The organism is Delftia sp. DLF01, from assembly GCF_014852125.1.
Taxonomy (GTDB): Bacteria; Pseudomonadota; Gammaproteobacteria; order Burkholderiales; family Burkholderiaceae_C; genus Comamonas; species Comamonas acidovorans.
Map to the genome: position 1 here is coordinate 700,312 of NZ_JACVAZ010000001.1, position 14,802 is coordinate 715,113.

At 66.3% G+C, this 14,802-nt stretch carries 13 protein-coding genes; 8 read left to right on the plus strand and 5 right to left on the minus strand.

Annotated features, from left to right (window positions below; genetic code table 11):
* Positions 1–163: 163 nt before the first annotated feature.
* The 7 genes from pstS to phoR all read left to right on the plus strand — a co-directional run bounded on the left by pstS (position 164) and on the right by phoR (position 6,958).
* Positions 164–1,204: a phosphate ABC transporter substrate-binding protein PstS gene (pstS, locus tag IB269_RS03090; protein ID WP_012206717.1), complete on the plus strand. Its 1,041-nt coding sequence runs from the start codon at positions 164–166 to the stop codon at positions 1,202–1,204.
* A gap of 171 nt (positions 1,205–1,375) precedes the next feature.
* A complete protein-coding gene (pstC, locus tag IB269_RS03095) occupies positions 1,376–2,314 on the plus strand; it encodes a phosphate ABC transporter permease subunit PstC (protein ID WP_012206716.1) in 939 nt (312 codons plus the stop codon).
* A 17-nt stretch (positions 2,315–2,331) separates the two neighbouring features.
* Positions 2,332–3,195, plus strand: coding sequence for a phosphate ABC transporter permease PstA (gene pstA / locus IB269_RS03100; protein ID WP_034398840.1), 864 nt, complete (start codon positions 2,332–2,334; stop codon positions 3,193–3,195).
* 38 nt (positions 3,196–3,233) lie between these two features.
* The gene (gene pstB, locus IB269_RS03105; RefSeq protein ID WP_012206714.1) at positions 3,234–4,016 is read left to right on the plus strand and encodes a phosphate ABC transporter ATP-binding protein PstB; all 783 of its coding nucleotides are present in this window, start codon (positions 3,234–3,236) and stop codon (positions 4,014–4,016) included.
* A gap of 13 nt (positions 4,017–4,029) precedes the next feature.
* A complete protein-coding gene (gene phoU, locus IB269_RS03110; protein WP_012206713.1) occupies positions 4,030–4,731 on the plus strand; it encodes a phosphate signaling complex protein PhoU in 702 nt (233 codons plus the stop codon).
* Positions 4,732–4,751: 20 nt separating this feature from the next.
* Complete coding sequence (phoB, locus tag IB269_RS03115) at positions 4,752–5,447, plus strand: phosphate regulon transcriptional regulator PhoB (protein WP_012206712.1); 696 nt, start codon at positions 4,752–4,754, stop codon at positions 5,445–5,447.
* A gap of 116 nt (positions 5,448–5,563) precedes the next feature.
* Positions 5,564–6,958 carry a phosphate regulon sensor histidine kinase PhoR gene (phoR, locus tag IB269_RS03120; RefSeq protein ID WP_012206711.1) on the plus strand — a complete coding sequence of 465 codons (1,395 nt, stop codon included), beginning with the start codon at positions 5,564–5,566 and terminating at the stop codon, positions 6,956–6,958.
* A gap of 54 nt (positions 6,959–7,012) precedes the next feature.
* Here phoR and IB269_RS03125 read toward each other — a convergent pair whose 3' ends face one another.
* From IB269_RS03125 to IB269_RS03140, 4 genes are all read right to left on the minus strand, one after another.
* Complete coding sequence (locus IB269_RS03125) at positions 7,013–8,380, minus strand: MATE family efflux transporter (RefSeq protein ID WP_063325284.1); 1,368 nt, start codon at positions 8,378–8,380, stop codon at positions 7,013–7,015.
* Complete coding sequence (locus tag IB269_RS03130) at positions 8,377–10,116, minus strand: hypothetical protein (protein WP_192366391.1); 1,740 nt, start codon at positions 10,114–10,116, stop codon at positions 8,377–8,379. Before IB269_RS03130 ends, IB269_RS03125 begins: the two co-directional genes overlap by 4 nt.
* Before the next feature lie 154 nt (positions 10,117–10,270).
* Entirely contained in the window at positions 10,271–10,516 is a 246-nt protein-coding gene (locus IB269_RS03135) for a type B 50S ribosomal protein L31 (protein ID WP_013801474.1), read from the minus strand.
* A gap of 114 nt (positions 10,517–10,630) precedes the next feature.
* Entirely contained in the window at positions 10,631–11,824 is a 1,194-nt protein-coding gene (locus tag IB269_RS03140; RefSeq protein WP_192366392.1) for a citrate synthase family protein, read from the minus strand.
* A 101-nt stretch (positions 11,825–11,925) separates the two neighbouring features.
* On the opposite strand from IB269_RS03140, the gene IB269_RS03145 reads away from it, so the two are divergent.
* Positions 11,926–13,335 (plus strand): CoA transferase, encoded by a 1,410-nt coding sequence (locus IB269_RS03145; protein ID WP_192366393.1) that lies wholly within the window; start codon positions 11,926–11,928, stop codon positions 13,333–13,335.
* Positions 13,336–13,408: 73 nt separating this feature from the next.
* On the opposite strand, the gene rho is transcribed toward IB269_RS03145, so the two are convergent.
* Positions 13,409–14,671, minus strand: coding sequence for a transcription termination factor Rho (rho, locus tag IB269_RS03150; protein ID WP_012206705.1), 1,263 nt, complete (start codon positions 14,669–14,671; stop codon positions 13,409–13,411).
* Positions 14,672–14,802: the final 131 nt, after the last annotated feature.

Consider the following 14,802-nt stretch of genomic DNA (forward strand, 5'->3'; position numbering starts at 1 on the left):
CGTGCGAGGCACAAGACTAAGACGGAATTGTGACACCGCGATGACCCGGGTCTTACAGACTATGGCCCAGCATTTGTGACGCCTTTTCTTCGTGTCATATCAATGTCACAAAGCCTTCTTACAGTCCAGCCATCGCATCTTTCAACCCCTAAGAGGTCTGTACATGAAGTTGTCTGTGATTCACATTCTGGTGGCTGGTGCTCTGTCTGCGGGCGGTATGGGCCAGGCCCTGGCCCAGCAGGAAGCCACCGGCGCCGGCGCCAGCTTCCCTGCGCCGCTGTACTCGAAGTGGGCCGCCGATTACCACAAGGCCACCGGCGTGAAGATCAACTACCAGTCCGTGGGCTCCAGCGCCGGCATCAAGCAGATCGAAGCCAAGACCGTGGACTTCGGTGCTTCGGACGAGCCGCTCAAGGACGACGAACTGGCCAAGAAGGGCCTGGTGCAATTCCCCACCGTGATCGGCGGCATCGTGCCCGTGGTCAATATCAAGGGCATCCAGCCCGGCCAGCTCAAGCTGACCGGCCAGGTGCTGGGCGACATCTACCTGGGCAAGATCACCAAGTGGAACGACGAGGCCATCAAGGCCCTGAACCCCGGCGTGACCCTGCCTGACGCCACCATCGCTCCCGTGCGCCGTGCTGACGGCTCGGGCACCACCTTCGGCTTCACGAACTACCTGTCCAAGGTCAATGCCGAGTGGAAGGAAAAGGTTGGCGAAGGCAAGGCCGTGAACTGGCCCACGGGTGCCGGCGGCAAGGGCAATGAAGGCGTGGCCGCCTTCGTGGGCCGCCTGCCCAACTCCATCGGCTACGTCGAGTACGCCTATGTCAAGCAAAACAAGCTGACCTACACGCAGCTGCAGACCGCTGGCGGCGCCTTCGTGTCGCCCGACGACGCCACCTTCAAGGCCGCTGCAGCCGGTGCCGACTGGGCCAAGAGCTTCTACCAGATCCTGACCAACCAGCCCGGCAAGGATGCATGGCCCATCACCTCGGCCACGTTCATCATCATGCACAAGGCCCAGGACAAGCCCGCACAGGCCGCTGCCTCGCTGAAGTTCTTCGAGTGGGCCTACAAGTCCGGCGACAAGACCGCCACCGACCTGGACTACGTGCCCATGCCTGACGCCGTCAAGAACGTGATCTTCCAATCCTGGGGTCAAGTCAAGGACGCCTCGGGCACCGCGATTTCCCTGAAGTAAACCCTGAAAAGGGGCCATGGCGCACCGCCGGCAGGTGCATCATGGCCCCCCTGATCTCCCCACAAACCGCGAATAAAGGCGCCTCACGTGTCCACAACGTCGCCCTCGAACTCGCTGGCCGCCTCTGCACAGGCTTCCCAGCGACGCACACCTTCTCCGCTACGCCCCCCGATGCTTTCGGGGCGCGTGGCGGATCGCTTGTTTGGCGCTCTCGCGCGTCTGGCCGCGCTGCTGACGCTGGGCCTGCTGCTGGCCATCCTGGCTTCGCTGCTGGTCGGCGCCTGGCCCGCCATCTATGAATACGGCCTGAGCTTTCTGGGCCGCAGCGTCTGGGACCCCGTTCGCAACGAATATGGCGGCCTGGTCATGATTTACGGCACGCTGGCCACTTCGGCCATCGCGTTGCTGATTGCGGTGCCCGTGAGCTTTGGCATCGCCCTGTTCCTCACCGAGCTGTCGCCCGCCTGGCTCAAGCGCCCGCTGGGCACCGCCGTCGAGCTGCTGGCCGCCGTGCCCTCCATCGTCTACGGCATGTGGGGCCTGATGGTCTTCGGTCCCGTGCTCTCCACCTATGTGCAGCAGCCGCTGCAAAAGCTGTTTCAGGGCGTTCCTTATCTGGAAGCCTTCGTTTCCGGCCCGCCCGTGGGCATCGGCATCCTGTCGGCCGGCATCATCCTGGCCATCATGATCATCCCCTTCATCGCCTCGGTGATGCGCGATGTGTTCGAAGTCACGCCGGCCCTGCTCAAGGAGTCGGCCTACGGCCTGGGCTCCACGACCTGGGAAGTGGTCTGGAAGGTCGTGCTGCCCTACACCAAGACCGGCGTGCTCGGTGGCGTGATGCTGGGTCTGGGCCGCGCGCTGGGCGAGACCATGGCCGTCACCTTCGTGATCGGCAACATGAACCAGCTCAACTCGCTGTCGGTCTTCGAGGCTGCCAACAGCATCACCTCGGCGCTGGCCAACGAGTTTGCCGAAGCGGGCGAAGGCCTGCACCAGGCTTCGCTGATCTATCTGGGCCTGGTGCTGTTCTTCATCACCTTCGTGGTGCTGGCCTGCTCCAAGGTGCTGCTCAACCGTCTGCAGAAGAATGAAGGAGCCCGCTCGTGAGCAGCACCTCCACCAAGATGATCAATGCCGCTGAACTGACGCGCGTGCGTCAGGCCAAGTACGCCAAGCGCAAGCGCGTGAACCAGGTGGCGCTGACCCTGTCGCTGGCTGCCATGGCCTTCGGCGTGTTCTGGCTGGTCTGGATCCTGTGGGAAACCATCACGCTGGGTATCGGCGGCCTGAGCCTGGCGCTGTTCAGCGAGATGACGCCTCCGCCCAATGAGGCGGGCGGCATTGCCAACGCCATCTTCGGCTCGCTGATCATGGTGGCGCTGGCCACCTTCGTCGGCACGCCCATCGGCGTGATGGCCGGTGTCTACCTGGCCGAATACGATGCGCGCGGCTGGCTGGCCAATACCACGCGCTTCGTCAACGACATCCTGCTGTCGGCGCCTTCCATCGTGATCGGCCTGTTCGTCTACACCGTGGTCGTGGCGCGCTTCAAGAGCTTTTCCGGCTATGCGGGCGTGGTGGCGCTGGCGCTGATCGTGATTCCCGTGGTCATCCGCACCACCGAGAACATGCTGGTGCTGGTGCCTGCCAGCCTGCGCGAAGCGGCCTATGCACTGGGCACGCCCAAGTGGAAGGTCATCATCATGGTGACGCTGCGTGCAGCGCGTGCCGGCGTGATCACCGGCGTGCTGCTGGCCGTGGCCCGCATTGCCGGGGAAACTGCTCCGCTGCTGTTCACGGCGCTGAACAACCAGTTCTGGAATGCCGACCTGTCCAAGCCCATGGCCAGCCTGCCGGTGACGATCTTCAAGTTCGCGATGAGCCCTTACGAGAATTGGCAGCAACTGGCCTGGGCCGGCGTGTTCCTGATCACCGTGGCGGTGCTCGGTCTCAATATCCTGGCGCGGTTCCTGACCCGCCAGAAGTAATGCAGCAATAAGCAATCAACAAGGACAAGGATCACGCAATGACTGCGACCTCTTCCACCGCGCTGAACTCCTCCAAGCTGACGGTTCGCGACCTGAACTTCTACTACGGCAAGTTCCACGCCCTCAAGGGCATCAACCTGGACATCCCCGAAAAGAAGGTCACGGCCTTCATCGGCCCGTCGGGCTGTGGCAAGTCCACGCTGCTGCGCACCTTCAACCGCATGTTCGAGCTGTACCCCGAGCAGCGCGCCGAAGGACAGATCATGCTGGACGGCGAGAACCTGCTGACCAGCAAGCAGGACGTGGCGCTGATCCGCGCCAAGGTGGGCATGGTCTTCCAGAAGCCCACGCCGTTTCCCATGTCCATCTACGACAACATCGCCTTCGGCGTGAAGCTGTTTGAAAACCTCAGCTCCTCCGACATGGACGACCGTGTCGAATGGGCACTGCGCAAGGCGGCCCTGTGGGGCGAGGTCAAGGACAAGCTGCAGCAAAGCGGCTCGGGCCTGTCCGGCGGCCAGCAGCAGCGCCTGTGCATCGCGCGCGGCATTGCCATCAAGCCCGAAGTGCTGCTGCTCGACGAGCCCTGCTCGGCCCTGGACCCGATCTCCACGGCCAAGATCGAGGAGCTGATTGCCGAGCTGAAGAACGACTACACCGTCGTCATCGTGACGCACAACATGCAGCAGGCAGCGCGCTGCAGCGACTACACGGCCTACATGTACCTGGGCGATCTGGTGGAATTCGGAGACACCGAGCAGATGTTCTTCAAGCCCCAGCGCAAGGAAACGGAAGACTACATCACAGGCCGCTTCGGCTGAGCAGGAGCAATCGATGAACGAAAAACACCTTTCCAGCCAGTTCGACAGCGAACTCAACCGCGTCTCTGCGCGCGTCATGGAGCTCGGCGGCCTGGTCGAGTCCCAGATCCGCCAGGCGGTCTATGCGCTGTCGCGCTTCAGCATCGAGGCCGTGGAGCAGGTCGATGCCGCGGAAAAGCGCGTCAACGCCATGGAAGTGGAGATCGACCACGAGCTCTCGTCCATCATCGCCCGGCGCCAGCCCACGGCGCGCGACCTGCGCCTGCTGATCGCCTTCTCCAAGGCGACGGCCAATCTGGAGCGCATGGGTGATGAAGCGCACAAGATGGCGCGCATGGTCAAGTCCATCATCGAAAGCGGTGCTGCGCGCTCCCTGCCCACGGGCGACCTGCGCACGGCGGCCGAAATGGCCTCGGGCCTGCTGCGCAAGACGCTGGATGCCTTTGCGCGCCTGGACACCAAGGCGGCCGTGGCCATCCTCAAGGAAGATGATCTGATCGACCAGGAGTTCGACGGCTTCGTGCGCAAGCTCATCACCTACATGATGGAAGACCCGCGCACCATCTCGGCCAGCCTGGACCTGCTGTTCCTGGCCAAGGCCATCGAGCGCATCGGCGACCATTCCAAGAATGTGGCCGAGCTGATCATCTATCTGGTGGAGGGCAAGGATGTCCGTCACCAGACCATGGATGCCATTGAGTCGGCAGTGCTGTAAGTGCCGGAGGCGAACAACGGATGAAGAAGATGCCCATGGTCCTCATCGTCGAGGACGAGCCCGCCATCGCGGAGCTGATCGCTGTCAACCTGCGGCACAACGGCTTCCAGCCGGTCTGGGCTGAGGATGGCGTGACGGCTCAGCGCGAGCTGGATGCCGTGCTGCCCGACGTGATCCTGCTTGACTGGATGCTGCCCGGCGCCAGCGGCCTGTCCCTGGCGCGCAAATGGCGCGCGGACAGCCGCACCAAGGCCGTGCCCATTCTGATGCTCACGGCGCGCGGCGATGAACCCGACAAGGTGGCGGGGCTCGATGCGGGCGCCGATGACTACATCACCAAGCCCTTCTCGACCCAGGAGCTGCTCGCGCGCATCCGTGCCGTGCTGCGGCGCCGTGCGCCCGAGCAGATTCAGGACAAGGTCAATATCGGCGAGCTGGTGCTCGATGCCGCCGCGCACCGCGTGAGCTGGCAGGGCGACATGATCAAGGTGGGGCCCACCGAGTTCAAGCTCCTGCACTACCTGATGAAGCACCCCGAGCGCGTGCACAGCCGTGCCCAGTTGCTGGACAAGGTCTGGGGCGATCACGTCTTCATCGAGGAGCGCACGGTGGACGTGCACGTCAAGCGGCTGCGCGAGGCGCTGGGAATGGCTGGTGCATTGATCGAGACGGTACGCGGCGCCGGCTACCGGCTCAGCGCGCAGGCGCTGGCCTGAGGCTTTTTTCCGCATGAATCCACGCATGGCCTTCACGGGCCATGCCAGGGCGCCGCTGCCCCGGGCAGCGAATACAACGCAAAGAAGGCGCAAGTATGGGTTGGCGAGGTTTTCGCTTGTTGGCGTCCCAGATCGCGGGCGCATTGCTGGGCTGGTGGCTCTGGGGCGTCATGTCCGCCTCCAGCCCCGGCATGGCCGCCCAGGCCGTGGCGGCCCTGACGGGAGCGCTGTGCGCGGGCTGGATCTGGTGGCTGGTGGACAGCTGGAACGCCATGCGCCTGCTGTCCTGGCTGCGCCAGTCGGAGCTGCGGGAGGCGCCCGAGCTCAGCGGAATCTGGGGTGAGGCCAGCGTGCGCATGCGCCGGTGGCTGCGCCAGAGCGTGCAGCAGGTGCAGCAGGGCGATCAGCGCCTCAACGACATTCTTTCCGCCCTGCAGGCCAGCCCCAATGGCGTGGTCCTGCTGGACGCCGATGGTCGCATCGAATGGTGCAACCAGATCGCGGCGCGGCAGTTCGGCTTCGATGCCGAACGCGACCTGCTGCAAAGCATTGGCAACCTGGTGCGCGACCCCGAGTTCAGCGCCTATTTCGCCACCCAGGATTTCTCACGCGACCTGGTCATGCAGGGCCGCGAAAGCACGGCCTCGCGGCCCGTCAAACTGTCGGTTCAGCTGTATGGCTATGGCGAAGGGCGCAAGCTGCTGCTGGCGCGCGATGTCACCGCGGTGGAGCAGGCAGAGGCCATGCGCCGCGACTTCGTGGCCAATGTCTCGCATGAAATCCGCACGCCGCTGACCGTGCTCGTGGGCTTTGTGGAGACGCTGCAGAACCTGCCGCTGGAGCCCGAGGAGCGCAACCGCTACCTGGGACTGATGGCCCAGCAGGCCGAGCGCATGCAGCATCTGGTGGAGGACCTGCTGGCGCTGTCGCGCCTGGAGGGCAGCCCCTTGCCCAGCAGCAACGAATGGGTGCCCGTGGCCCAGCTGATGCAGCGCTGCGAGAACGAGGCGCGCGGCCTGTCTTCCATGCTCACGCGCAAGCAATCCCTGCCGCATGCGCTGAGCTTTCCGTCGGCCGAGATGCTGGCGCAGGCCGGTGAGGTGGCCGGCGCCAGCGCCGAGCTGCAAAGCGCTTTCTCCAACCTGCTGGCCAACGCCATGCGCTACACGCCGGCAGGCGGGCGCATCGAGGTGACCTGGGAGAGCCTGCCTGATGGATCGGCCCGCTTTGCCGTGCAGGACTCCGGGCCAGGCATCGAACCCAAGCACCTGGCGCGTCTGACAGAACGCTTTTACCGTGTGGACCGCAGCCGTTCGCGCGACACCGGCGGCACGGGCCTGGGCCTGGCCATCGTCAAGCATGTGCTGCAGCGCCATGGCGCCAAGCTGGGCATCACCAGCGCGCCGGGCCAGGGGTCGGAGTTTTCCGTGACCTTTCCGGCCAGCCGTGTCCGCATCGCGGCCCCAGGCACACGCGAAGTCGGCGAGGCCCGCGAAAGCCGCGCCGCATAGGCATAGGCGTGGGCGTGGGCGTGGGCGTGGCCCCGTGTGAACGGCCGTTGCCGTTCAGCGGCTTGTGGCTTTGCGCACGATGGCGCTGAACACCAGGGCCGTCACCAGCAGCGCACAGGCACTGCTGGCCCAGAACGGGGCGGGCGTGCCATGGTGCAGCCAGGCGGGCAGGGCGCTGTCCGTGCCGTAGGCCAGCCAGTATCCGCCGGCCAGTCCGCCACCCCACAGCAGCAGGCAGTAGATGACCAGCGGCGCTACGGTGATGCGGTAGCAGCGCAGCACGAAGAGGCAGAAGGTCTGCACGGCGTCGGCCACATGGTAGGCAGCCACCCAGGCCAGCAGGCTGGCGGTAGTGGCCACCACCTCGGGGTTGCTGCTGTAGATGCGGGCCAGGCCCTCGCGGGACAGGAACAGTGCCGAGGCCAGCACCAGTCCACCCGTTGCCGCAAGCCGCCAGCCCATGGTGACAAGGCGGCGCGCCATGGCCTCGTCCCCCGCGCCGCGCCAGTAACTGATCCGCGCGCTGGTGGCAATCGCCAGCGACAGGGGCACCATGTAGCACAGCGCCGCAAGATTGGCAGCAATCTGGTGGCTGGCCGATGACAGCGTGCCCTGGCGCGCCACGAACAAGGCCATCAGCGTGAACGAGGTCACCTCCACCAAAATTGCCAGCCCTGCAGGAACGCCCAGTCGAGCGAACTGCGCCAGTTGCGGCCAGTTCGGGGGCTCCATGCGCTGCCACAGCGCCAGGGGCGCATAAAGGCTCTGGCTGCGCATCAGCACGAATGCGAGGGCAACCATGGCGTAGTTCACCACCAGCGTGGCCCAGGCACAGCCCTCGGCGCCCAGCGCAGGCAGGCCGGCGCCGCCAAAGGCCAGCCAGATCGACAGGGGGATTTTCAGCAGCAGCGACAGCAGCTGCAGCCAGGTCACCAGCAGGGGATGGCCCAGCGCCTGGTTCAGTGTGCTGTAGATGCGAAACAGCAGCGCGGCTGGAAGGCTCCAGGCCAGCACCGAAAGATAGGCCCGCACCTCCACCTGCAGCGGTGGCGGCACATCGGCCCAGCGCAGCAGCGCATCGGGAAACAGCAGCACGCCCATGCCCAGGGCGCAGGCGGCCAGCAGCATGTACATGGCCTGACGCAGCGTGCGGCCTATGGCCTCGGGCTGTCCGGCGCCGCGATGCTCGGCCCACAGCGGCAGCAGGGCCTGGAAGATGCCCATCAGCGAGACATAGACACTCACGAAGATGGCCGAGCCCACGGACAGCGCTGCCAGCGCCTCTTCGGCGTAGCGGCCTGCCACGATGGTGTCGGTCACGCCGAAGGCCATCACCGCCAGCTGCCCGGCCAGCACGGTCAGCGCGTGCTGGGCGATGGTGCGCCGTTCGGTGCCCAGTGGCGCGCGCGCGGGCTGGCTCATGGCCTGGCCTGGGCGCGGCTCGCCTCGGGCCTGCGCTTCAAGACCAGCAGGAAGTCCTTGCGATCGGTGGGGCGCACCACGCGGGCCACGGTTTCCCAGGTGCCCTGCAGGCGCGCACTGTGCGGGTCCAGCCAGGTTTCTTCCTCGGCCACCATCCAGTCGCAGCGGGCGGCGCCGGCCATGCTCAGGCGCTGGGTGTCGATGTCGCCGTAGTAGCGCAGCGCCGCAATGTGGGCGCGGGGCAGGCCATAGGTTTGCACGCAGCTGCCGTCCTTGGGCAGTTCGGCCAGCACCTGGCGCATCTGCGGCTCGAAGCTGCGCGCGTGGTCCAGCAGCGGCAGCCACAGCGTCATCAGCAGCAGCCAGCCCAGCGTGGCGCCGCTGGCCGGCAGCACCAGGCTCTTCCAGATGGCGGCGCGGTTGCGCGATGTACGCCAGGCAACGAGCACGCACCAGGCCAAGGTGGCGGCAACCGCCACGGCGAAGGAGAACACCGAGAATTCCGGCGTGAACTGCGGAGCCAGCCTGGCCACATTGGCGGCCGGCTTGGCGGGAATGCCCGTCTGCAGCGAGAGCCAGATCACCCAGATGGCAATGGCGGCGGCGCTGAAGAACAGCAGGGTGAACCAGTCGATCAAGGCGCTGATGCTGCGGCGCAGCGTCGGCAGGGCAAAGGCTGCCAGCGTGGCGATGGCCGGCAGGCCCAGCAGCAGGGCGCGGTCCGCAGGCAGCGTGCTCAGCGAAGCGATCACCGGAATGACGGCAAACCACAGCGGCAGCGCCAGATGGGGATAGCGGCGAGGCGTGGCGATCTGGCGGCGCCAGACCCACAGGGTCCACATGGCCAGCGGCCAGGCCGGCCAGCTGAACCACAGCAGCAGCCTGACCAGGCTTTGCCATTCCTTGGCGGTGCCGCTGTCCACCAGTCGCCAGGCCCATTGGTCCAGCCACCAGGACAGTGCAGCCGCCAGCAGCGTGACGCCCAGCCACAGCGCGGTCCAGTTGCGTGCCTCGCGCGGCGCGGGCGAGGGCTCGTCACCCCAGGTGCGCGAGAAAAACGCCATGGTCGCACCGCCCAGGCCGAACAGCGTGGCCACGGTCGGCGCGCCGCTCAGCGCCAGGCCCGGCAGGCCCAGCAGCAGCGCCAGCATGGCGGTGCGGCCGTGGTAGGGCATGGCTGCGGCGGCAAAGAACAGCAGGGCCGCGCAGCCGAGCTGGGTCATGTAGCTGGTGGTTTCATGGGAAAGCTGGGCCAGGCCCAGGCAGGCCACCAGGGCCAGCAGGCCGCCATCGGCCATGGCGCGCGCATAGTCGGTGGGCTGTGCCTCGCCGCCAAAGGCAAAGGCCACGGGGCGCGCGCCCGGCGTGCGCGCCAGGTAGTACACGCCCCACCAGGTGGCCGTCAGCGTGAGCACCAGCATGGCGATGAAGGGCAGGCGTGCCGCCATCTCCAGATTCAGCCAGGAAGGCGCTCCCTGCATGGCCAGCGCGCCAAGCCAGTACGACAGCAGGCCCTCGGATTCGGGCAGCAGGCCCGCCATGCGCGGTGCCAGCCACGAGGTATGGCCCAGGGCCAGCTCCCGCATGTAGCCGAAGGCCTCCATGTCGGCCATGCGCCAGGGGCTGCGCCCCACATATCCGGGCACGACATAGGCCAGGCACAGCAGCAGCAGCGACCAGCGGGGCAGGCGGCGCACGGCGCTTTGGGCAACGATGGCAGGGGTGGGCTGGTTCACTCACATGACTTTCTGCAACGGAGGGCGCAAGAATACGCGAAGCAAGGGCCTCGAAAAGAATGGGGCATGCCTGGCCGCCATGGATTGGCCGGACTGCGAAAAACAAAAGGGCAGCCGGTTGCCCGTGCTGCCCTTCTGGCCGGAGAAGCAGGATTTACTTCTTGCCGAAACGGTTGCGGAAGCGCTCCACACGGCCGCCCATGTTGTCCACCGACTTTTGCGTGCCGGTGTAGAACGGGTGCGACTCGGACGAGGTGTCCAGCTTGAACAGGGGGTAGTCCTTGCCTTCGAAGGTGTCGGTTTCCTTCGTGTTCACGCACGAGCGGGTCACGAACTTGAAGCCGTTGGACAGGTCCACGAACAGAACTTCGCGGTAGTTGGGGTGGATGCCTTCTTTCATGATCTTTCCTTCTGATGCAAGTGCGGTAGCCGTGCCTGACCCGCTGCAACCTTTGTAGCGGTTCAAATCAAGCGTACTTTCCGCAAGAAAAAGCCCTGCATTATCGCATAGTGCTCAGTTGCGTGCCAAGCCGGCGGGCCTGGGGCCCGTGTACGCCGCGCGTGGCCGGATGATCTGCCGTGTGGCGCGCTGCTCCAGCGCCTGTGCCAGCCAGCCTGCGCAGCGGCCCAGCGCGAACAGCCCGAAGGCGCTGCCCGCCGGCAACTGCAGGTGCCGCCGCAGGGCCACCAATGCGAAATCGACCGAAGGGGCCAGGCCAGTGAGTGCCATCACTTCGCCCGCCAGGGCCGCCGCCGGTCCCTGCCTGGGCAGCATTTCCAGCAGCAGGGCGGCGCGCACATCGCCTTCGGGGTAGAGGTGGTGGCCGAAGCCGGGCAGGGTCTCGCCGCGCGCCAGTCGCTGGCGCAGGCGTGCCGGGGCCTGCGCCTCGCCCAGCTCGTCCCAGAGCGCCTCGACGCGCGCGGTCGTGCCGCCGTGGCGCCCGCCCGTCAGGGCGGCAAGGCCTCCCACCACGGCCGCCCGCAGGCTGGCGCCCGTGGATGCCACGCAGCGCGCCGTGAAGCCGGAGGCGTTGAGTTCATGGTCGGCGCACAGCACCAGGGCCATGCGCACCAGGTCGGCGCCTTGTGCGTCCAGCGCCCAGGCCTGGGCGCATTGCAGGTGGATGGGGGTCTTGTCCGGCGCCGTGCCCAACAGGCAGGCCGCCAGCAGGCGCAGGAGCGCTCCGCAGCCTGCCGCCAGCCGTTCTGGCGATTGCTGCCATGCGGCAGTGGCCGCGTCATCGCTGGCGACGGTGAACAGGGCCAGCAGCGTGTTTTCGCAAGGCTGGCCGGCCATGCGCTGCTGCAGGTCGGGCAACACAGGGGCGGCCTCCACGGCGTGTGCGGCGAAGGCGGCATCGGCCGGGTATTGCCAGAGCAGGGCGGCGGTCTCTTCCAGCGTGTGCGCGCGTGCCCAGTCCACGGCGTCCTCGCCACGGTAGTAGAGGCGGCCCTGTTCTATCAGCGTGATCGATGACTCCAGCACCGGCAGGCCCCAGTTGAGCGCGGCCTGGGCGACTTCGCGGGGTTTGCGGCCCTGGCCGCGCTGGCGCGCGAGCTGCTCGACCTCTTCGCGCAGGTAACGGCTTTCGCGCGGCGTGTCTGCCGCATGGGCATGAAGCAGACCCCGGCTGACATAGGCATACAGCGTGGCGCGGCTCACGCCCAGCAGTGCGGTGGCTTCGGTCGAGTTCAGGTAGTCGGGCATGGATGTGATGATATGTTGATTTATTTAATCAATATTGACAATATTTTCTGGAAATCTATGGTGCGGGTTCCAACCCTTGTTTCCGTTGCCAGGAGTGCTCCATGTCCAGTCTTCCGACCTCTTCCGCTTTTGATCACTGCGCCGCCCAGATCTGGGCGGCACTGGAAGGTGCCCAGGACGCGCTGCACCGTCTGGAGATGCGCGGGCAAGGCGCCTTGGCCTCGGTGTTTCCGGTCTCCGATCTGGCGGCGGCCAGCCTGGGTGTGGCAGGCCTTGCCATCTCCGAGCTGGTGGCCCAATGCGGCGCTGCCGCGCCGCAGGTGGTGGTGGATCGCAGACTCGCGTCCCTGTGGTTTGGCAGCAGCCTGCATCCGCTGGGCTGGGAGATGCCCGCGCTGTGGGACGCCGTGGCCGGCGACTACCGCACGGCCGATGGCTGGATCCGCCTGCATACCAATGCGCCCCACCACCGCGCAGCGGCGCTGGCCGTGCTCGACGCGCCGGCCGATCGGGAGGCTGTGGCTGCGGCGGTCAGGCGCTGGACGGCGCATGAATTGGAGTCGGCCGTTGTCGCGCAGGGTGGCTGTGCCGCCGCCATGCGCGGGCTGGCTGCCTGGGCTGCGCATCCGCAGGGGCAGGCCGTGCAGCAGGAGCCTTTGCTGGCGTGGCAGATGCATTCTCAGCAGGGCCAGCCCTTCACTTTCAGTGCTGGTGCATGGCAGCCATCGGCGCAGCGGCCGCTGCAGGGGCTGCGCGTGCTGGATCTGACGCGCATCCTGGCCGGTCCCGCCGCCACGCGCTGGCTGGCGGGCCATGGTGCCGAGGTGCTGCGCATCGATCCGCCCGGTTGGGAGGAGCCGGGTACGGTGCCTGAAGTCACGCTGGGCAAGCGCTGCGCCCGGCTGGACCTGCGGGCGCCCCAGGATCGTGCCGTGTTCGAGCAACTTCTGGCCGGCGCCGACGTGCTGGTCCACGGTTACCGGGACGGTGCGCTGGAGGGGCTGGGATTCGGGGCCGCGTGGCGCCGTCGGCTGAATCCCTCGCTCATCGATGTGTCGCTCAACGCCTATGGATGGAGCGGGCCCTGGCAGCAGCGGCGCGGCTTCGACAGCCTGGTGCAGATGAGCGCCGGCATTGCCGATGCAGGCATGCACCGGCTGGGCCGTGACCGACCCACGCCGCTGCCGCTGCAGGCGCTGGACCACGCCACCGGCTATCTGATGGCTGCCGCCGTGGTGATGGCGCTGGTGCGGCGCATGCAGGGGCAGGGCGGCAGCACGGTGCGCGCCTCGTTGGCGCGCACGGCCCATCTTCTGGCAGGGCATGGCGTGGGCGACCCGGATGCCTGCCCGCTGGCGCCGGTGAACGGTGCCGAGGATTTCAGCGCGGCGATCGAGGCGACCTCCTGGGGCGCGGCGCGGCGCCTGCGGGCGCCGGTGGAGGTGGCGGGTGCGCCCATGCATTGGGAGCGCGCGGCCTGTGCGCTGGGCACGTCTGCCGCAGCGTGGTGAGACGGGCGGCTGGAATGCAAAACGCCCCGCGTGAGCGAGGCGTCTGTGGGTGCCGTGGGCTGGATCTGTGCGATCAGCCGCCGCGGCGCATCATGTCGAAGAAGTCCACGTTGGTCTTCGTGGCCCGCATGTTCTTGATCATCAGTTCCATGGCCTCGATCTCGTCCATGTTGTACATGAACTGGCGCAGGATGCGGGTCTTTTGCAGGATCTCGGGAGCCAGCAGCAGTTCTTCGCGGCGTGTGCCGCTCTTGTTGAGTTCGATGGCGGGGAACACGCGCTTCTCGTAGAGGCGGCGGTTCAGAGCCAGTTCGCTGTTGCCCGTGCCCTTGAACTCTTCGAAGATCACTTCGTCCATGCGGCTGCCGGTATCGACCAGGGCCGTGGCGATGATGGTCAGCGAGCCGCCTTCTTCCACATTGCGTGCCGCGCCGAAGAAGCGCTTGGGGCGCTGCAGGGCGTTGGAGTCCACGCCGCCCGACAGCACCTTGCCCGACGAGGGCACGACGTTGTTGTAGGCGCGGGCCAGGCGGGTGATGGAGTCCAGCAGGATGACCACGTCCTTCTTGAGCTCGACCAGGCGCTTGGCGCGCTCGATCACCATCTCGGCCACGTGCACGTGGCGCGTGGCGGGCTCGTCGAAGGTGGAGGCGATGATTTCGCCCTTGACCGAGCGCTGCATCTCGGTCACTTCTTCAGGGCGCTCATCGACCAGCAGCACCATCAGGTGCACGTCGGGATGGTTGGCCGTGATGGAATGGGCGATGCTCTGCATCATCATGGTCTTGCCGCTCTTGGGCGGTGCGACGATCAGCGCGCGCTGGCCGCGGCCGATGGGGGCGATGATGTCGATGATGCGGCCGGTGATGTTCTCCTCACCCTTGATCTCGCGCTCCAGGCGCAGCTGCTGGGTGGGGAACAGGGGGGTCAGATTCTCGAACAGCACCTTGTGCTTGTTCTGCTCGGGCGAGCCGCCGTTGACGGAGTCGAGCTTGGTCAGTGCGAAGTAGCGCTCGCCATCCTTGGGCGTGCGCACTTCACCTTCGATCATGTCGCCGGTGTGCAGGTTGAAGCGGCGGACCTGGCTGGGCGAGATGTAGATGTCGTCGGTGCTGGCCGTATAGCTGGTGTCGGGGCTGCGCAGAAAGCCGAAACCGTCCGGCAGGATTTCCAGCACGCCGTCGGCGAACACTTGTTCGCCTGCCTTGGCTCGCTTTTTGATGATGGCGAACATCAACTCTTGCTTGCGCATGCGACCGACGTTTTCGATCTCAAGCGCTTCGGCCTGCTTCAGGACTTCAGACACGTGCAGTGCCTTGAGTTCATTAAGGTGCATGGAGTGACTCCAGAACGGAGTGGAAAGAAACCAGGGGAAGGCGTTGAGCCAAGCGAAACACTGTGGAAGTGGGCTGGCTTGCCTGAGGGTCTCAGCGCGGCCTTCAATGCATAAGGCCGGTGATGAAGGGC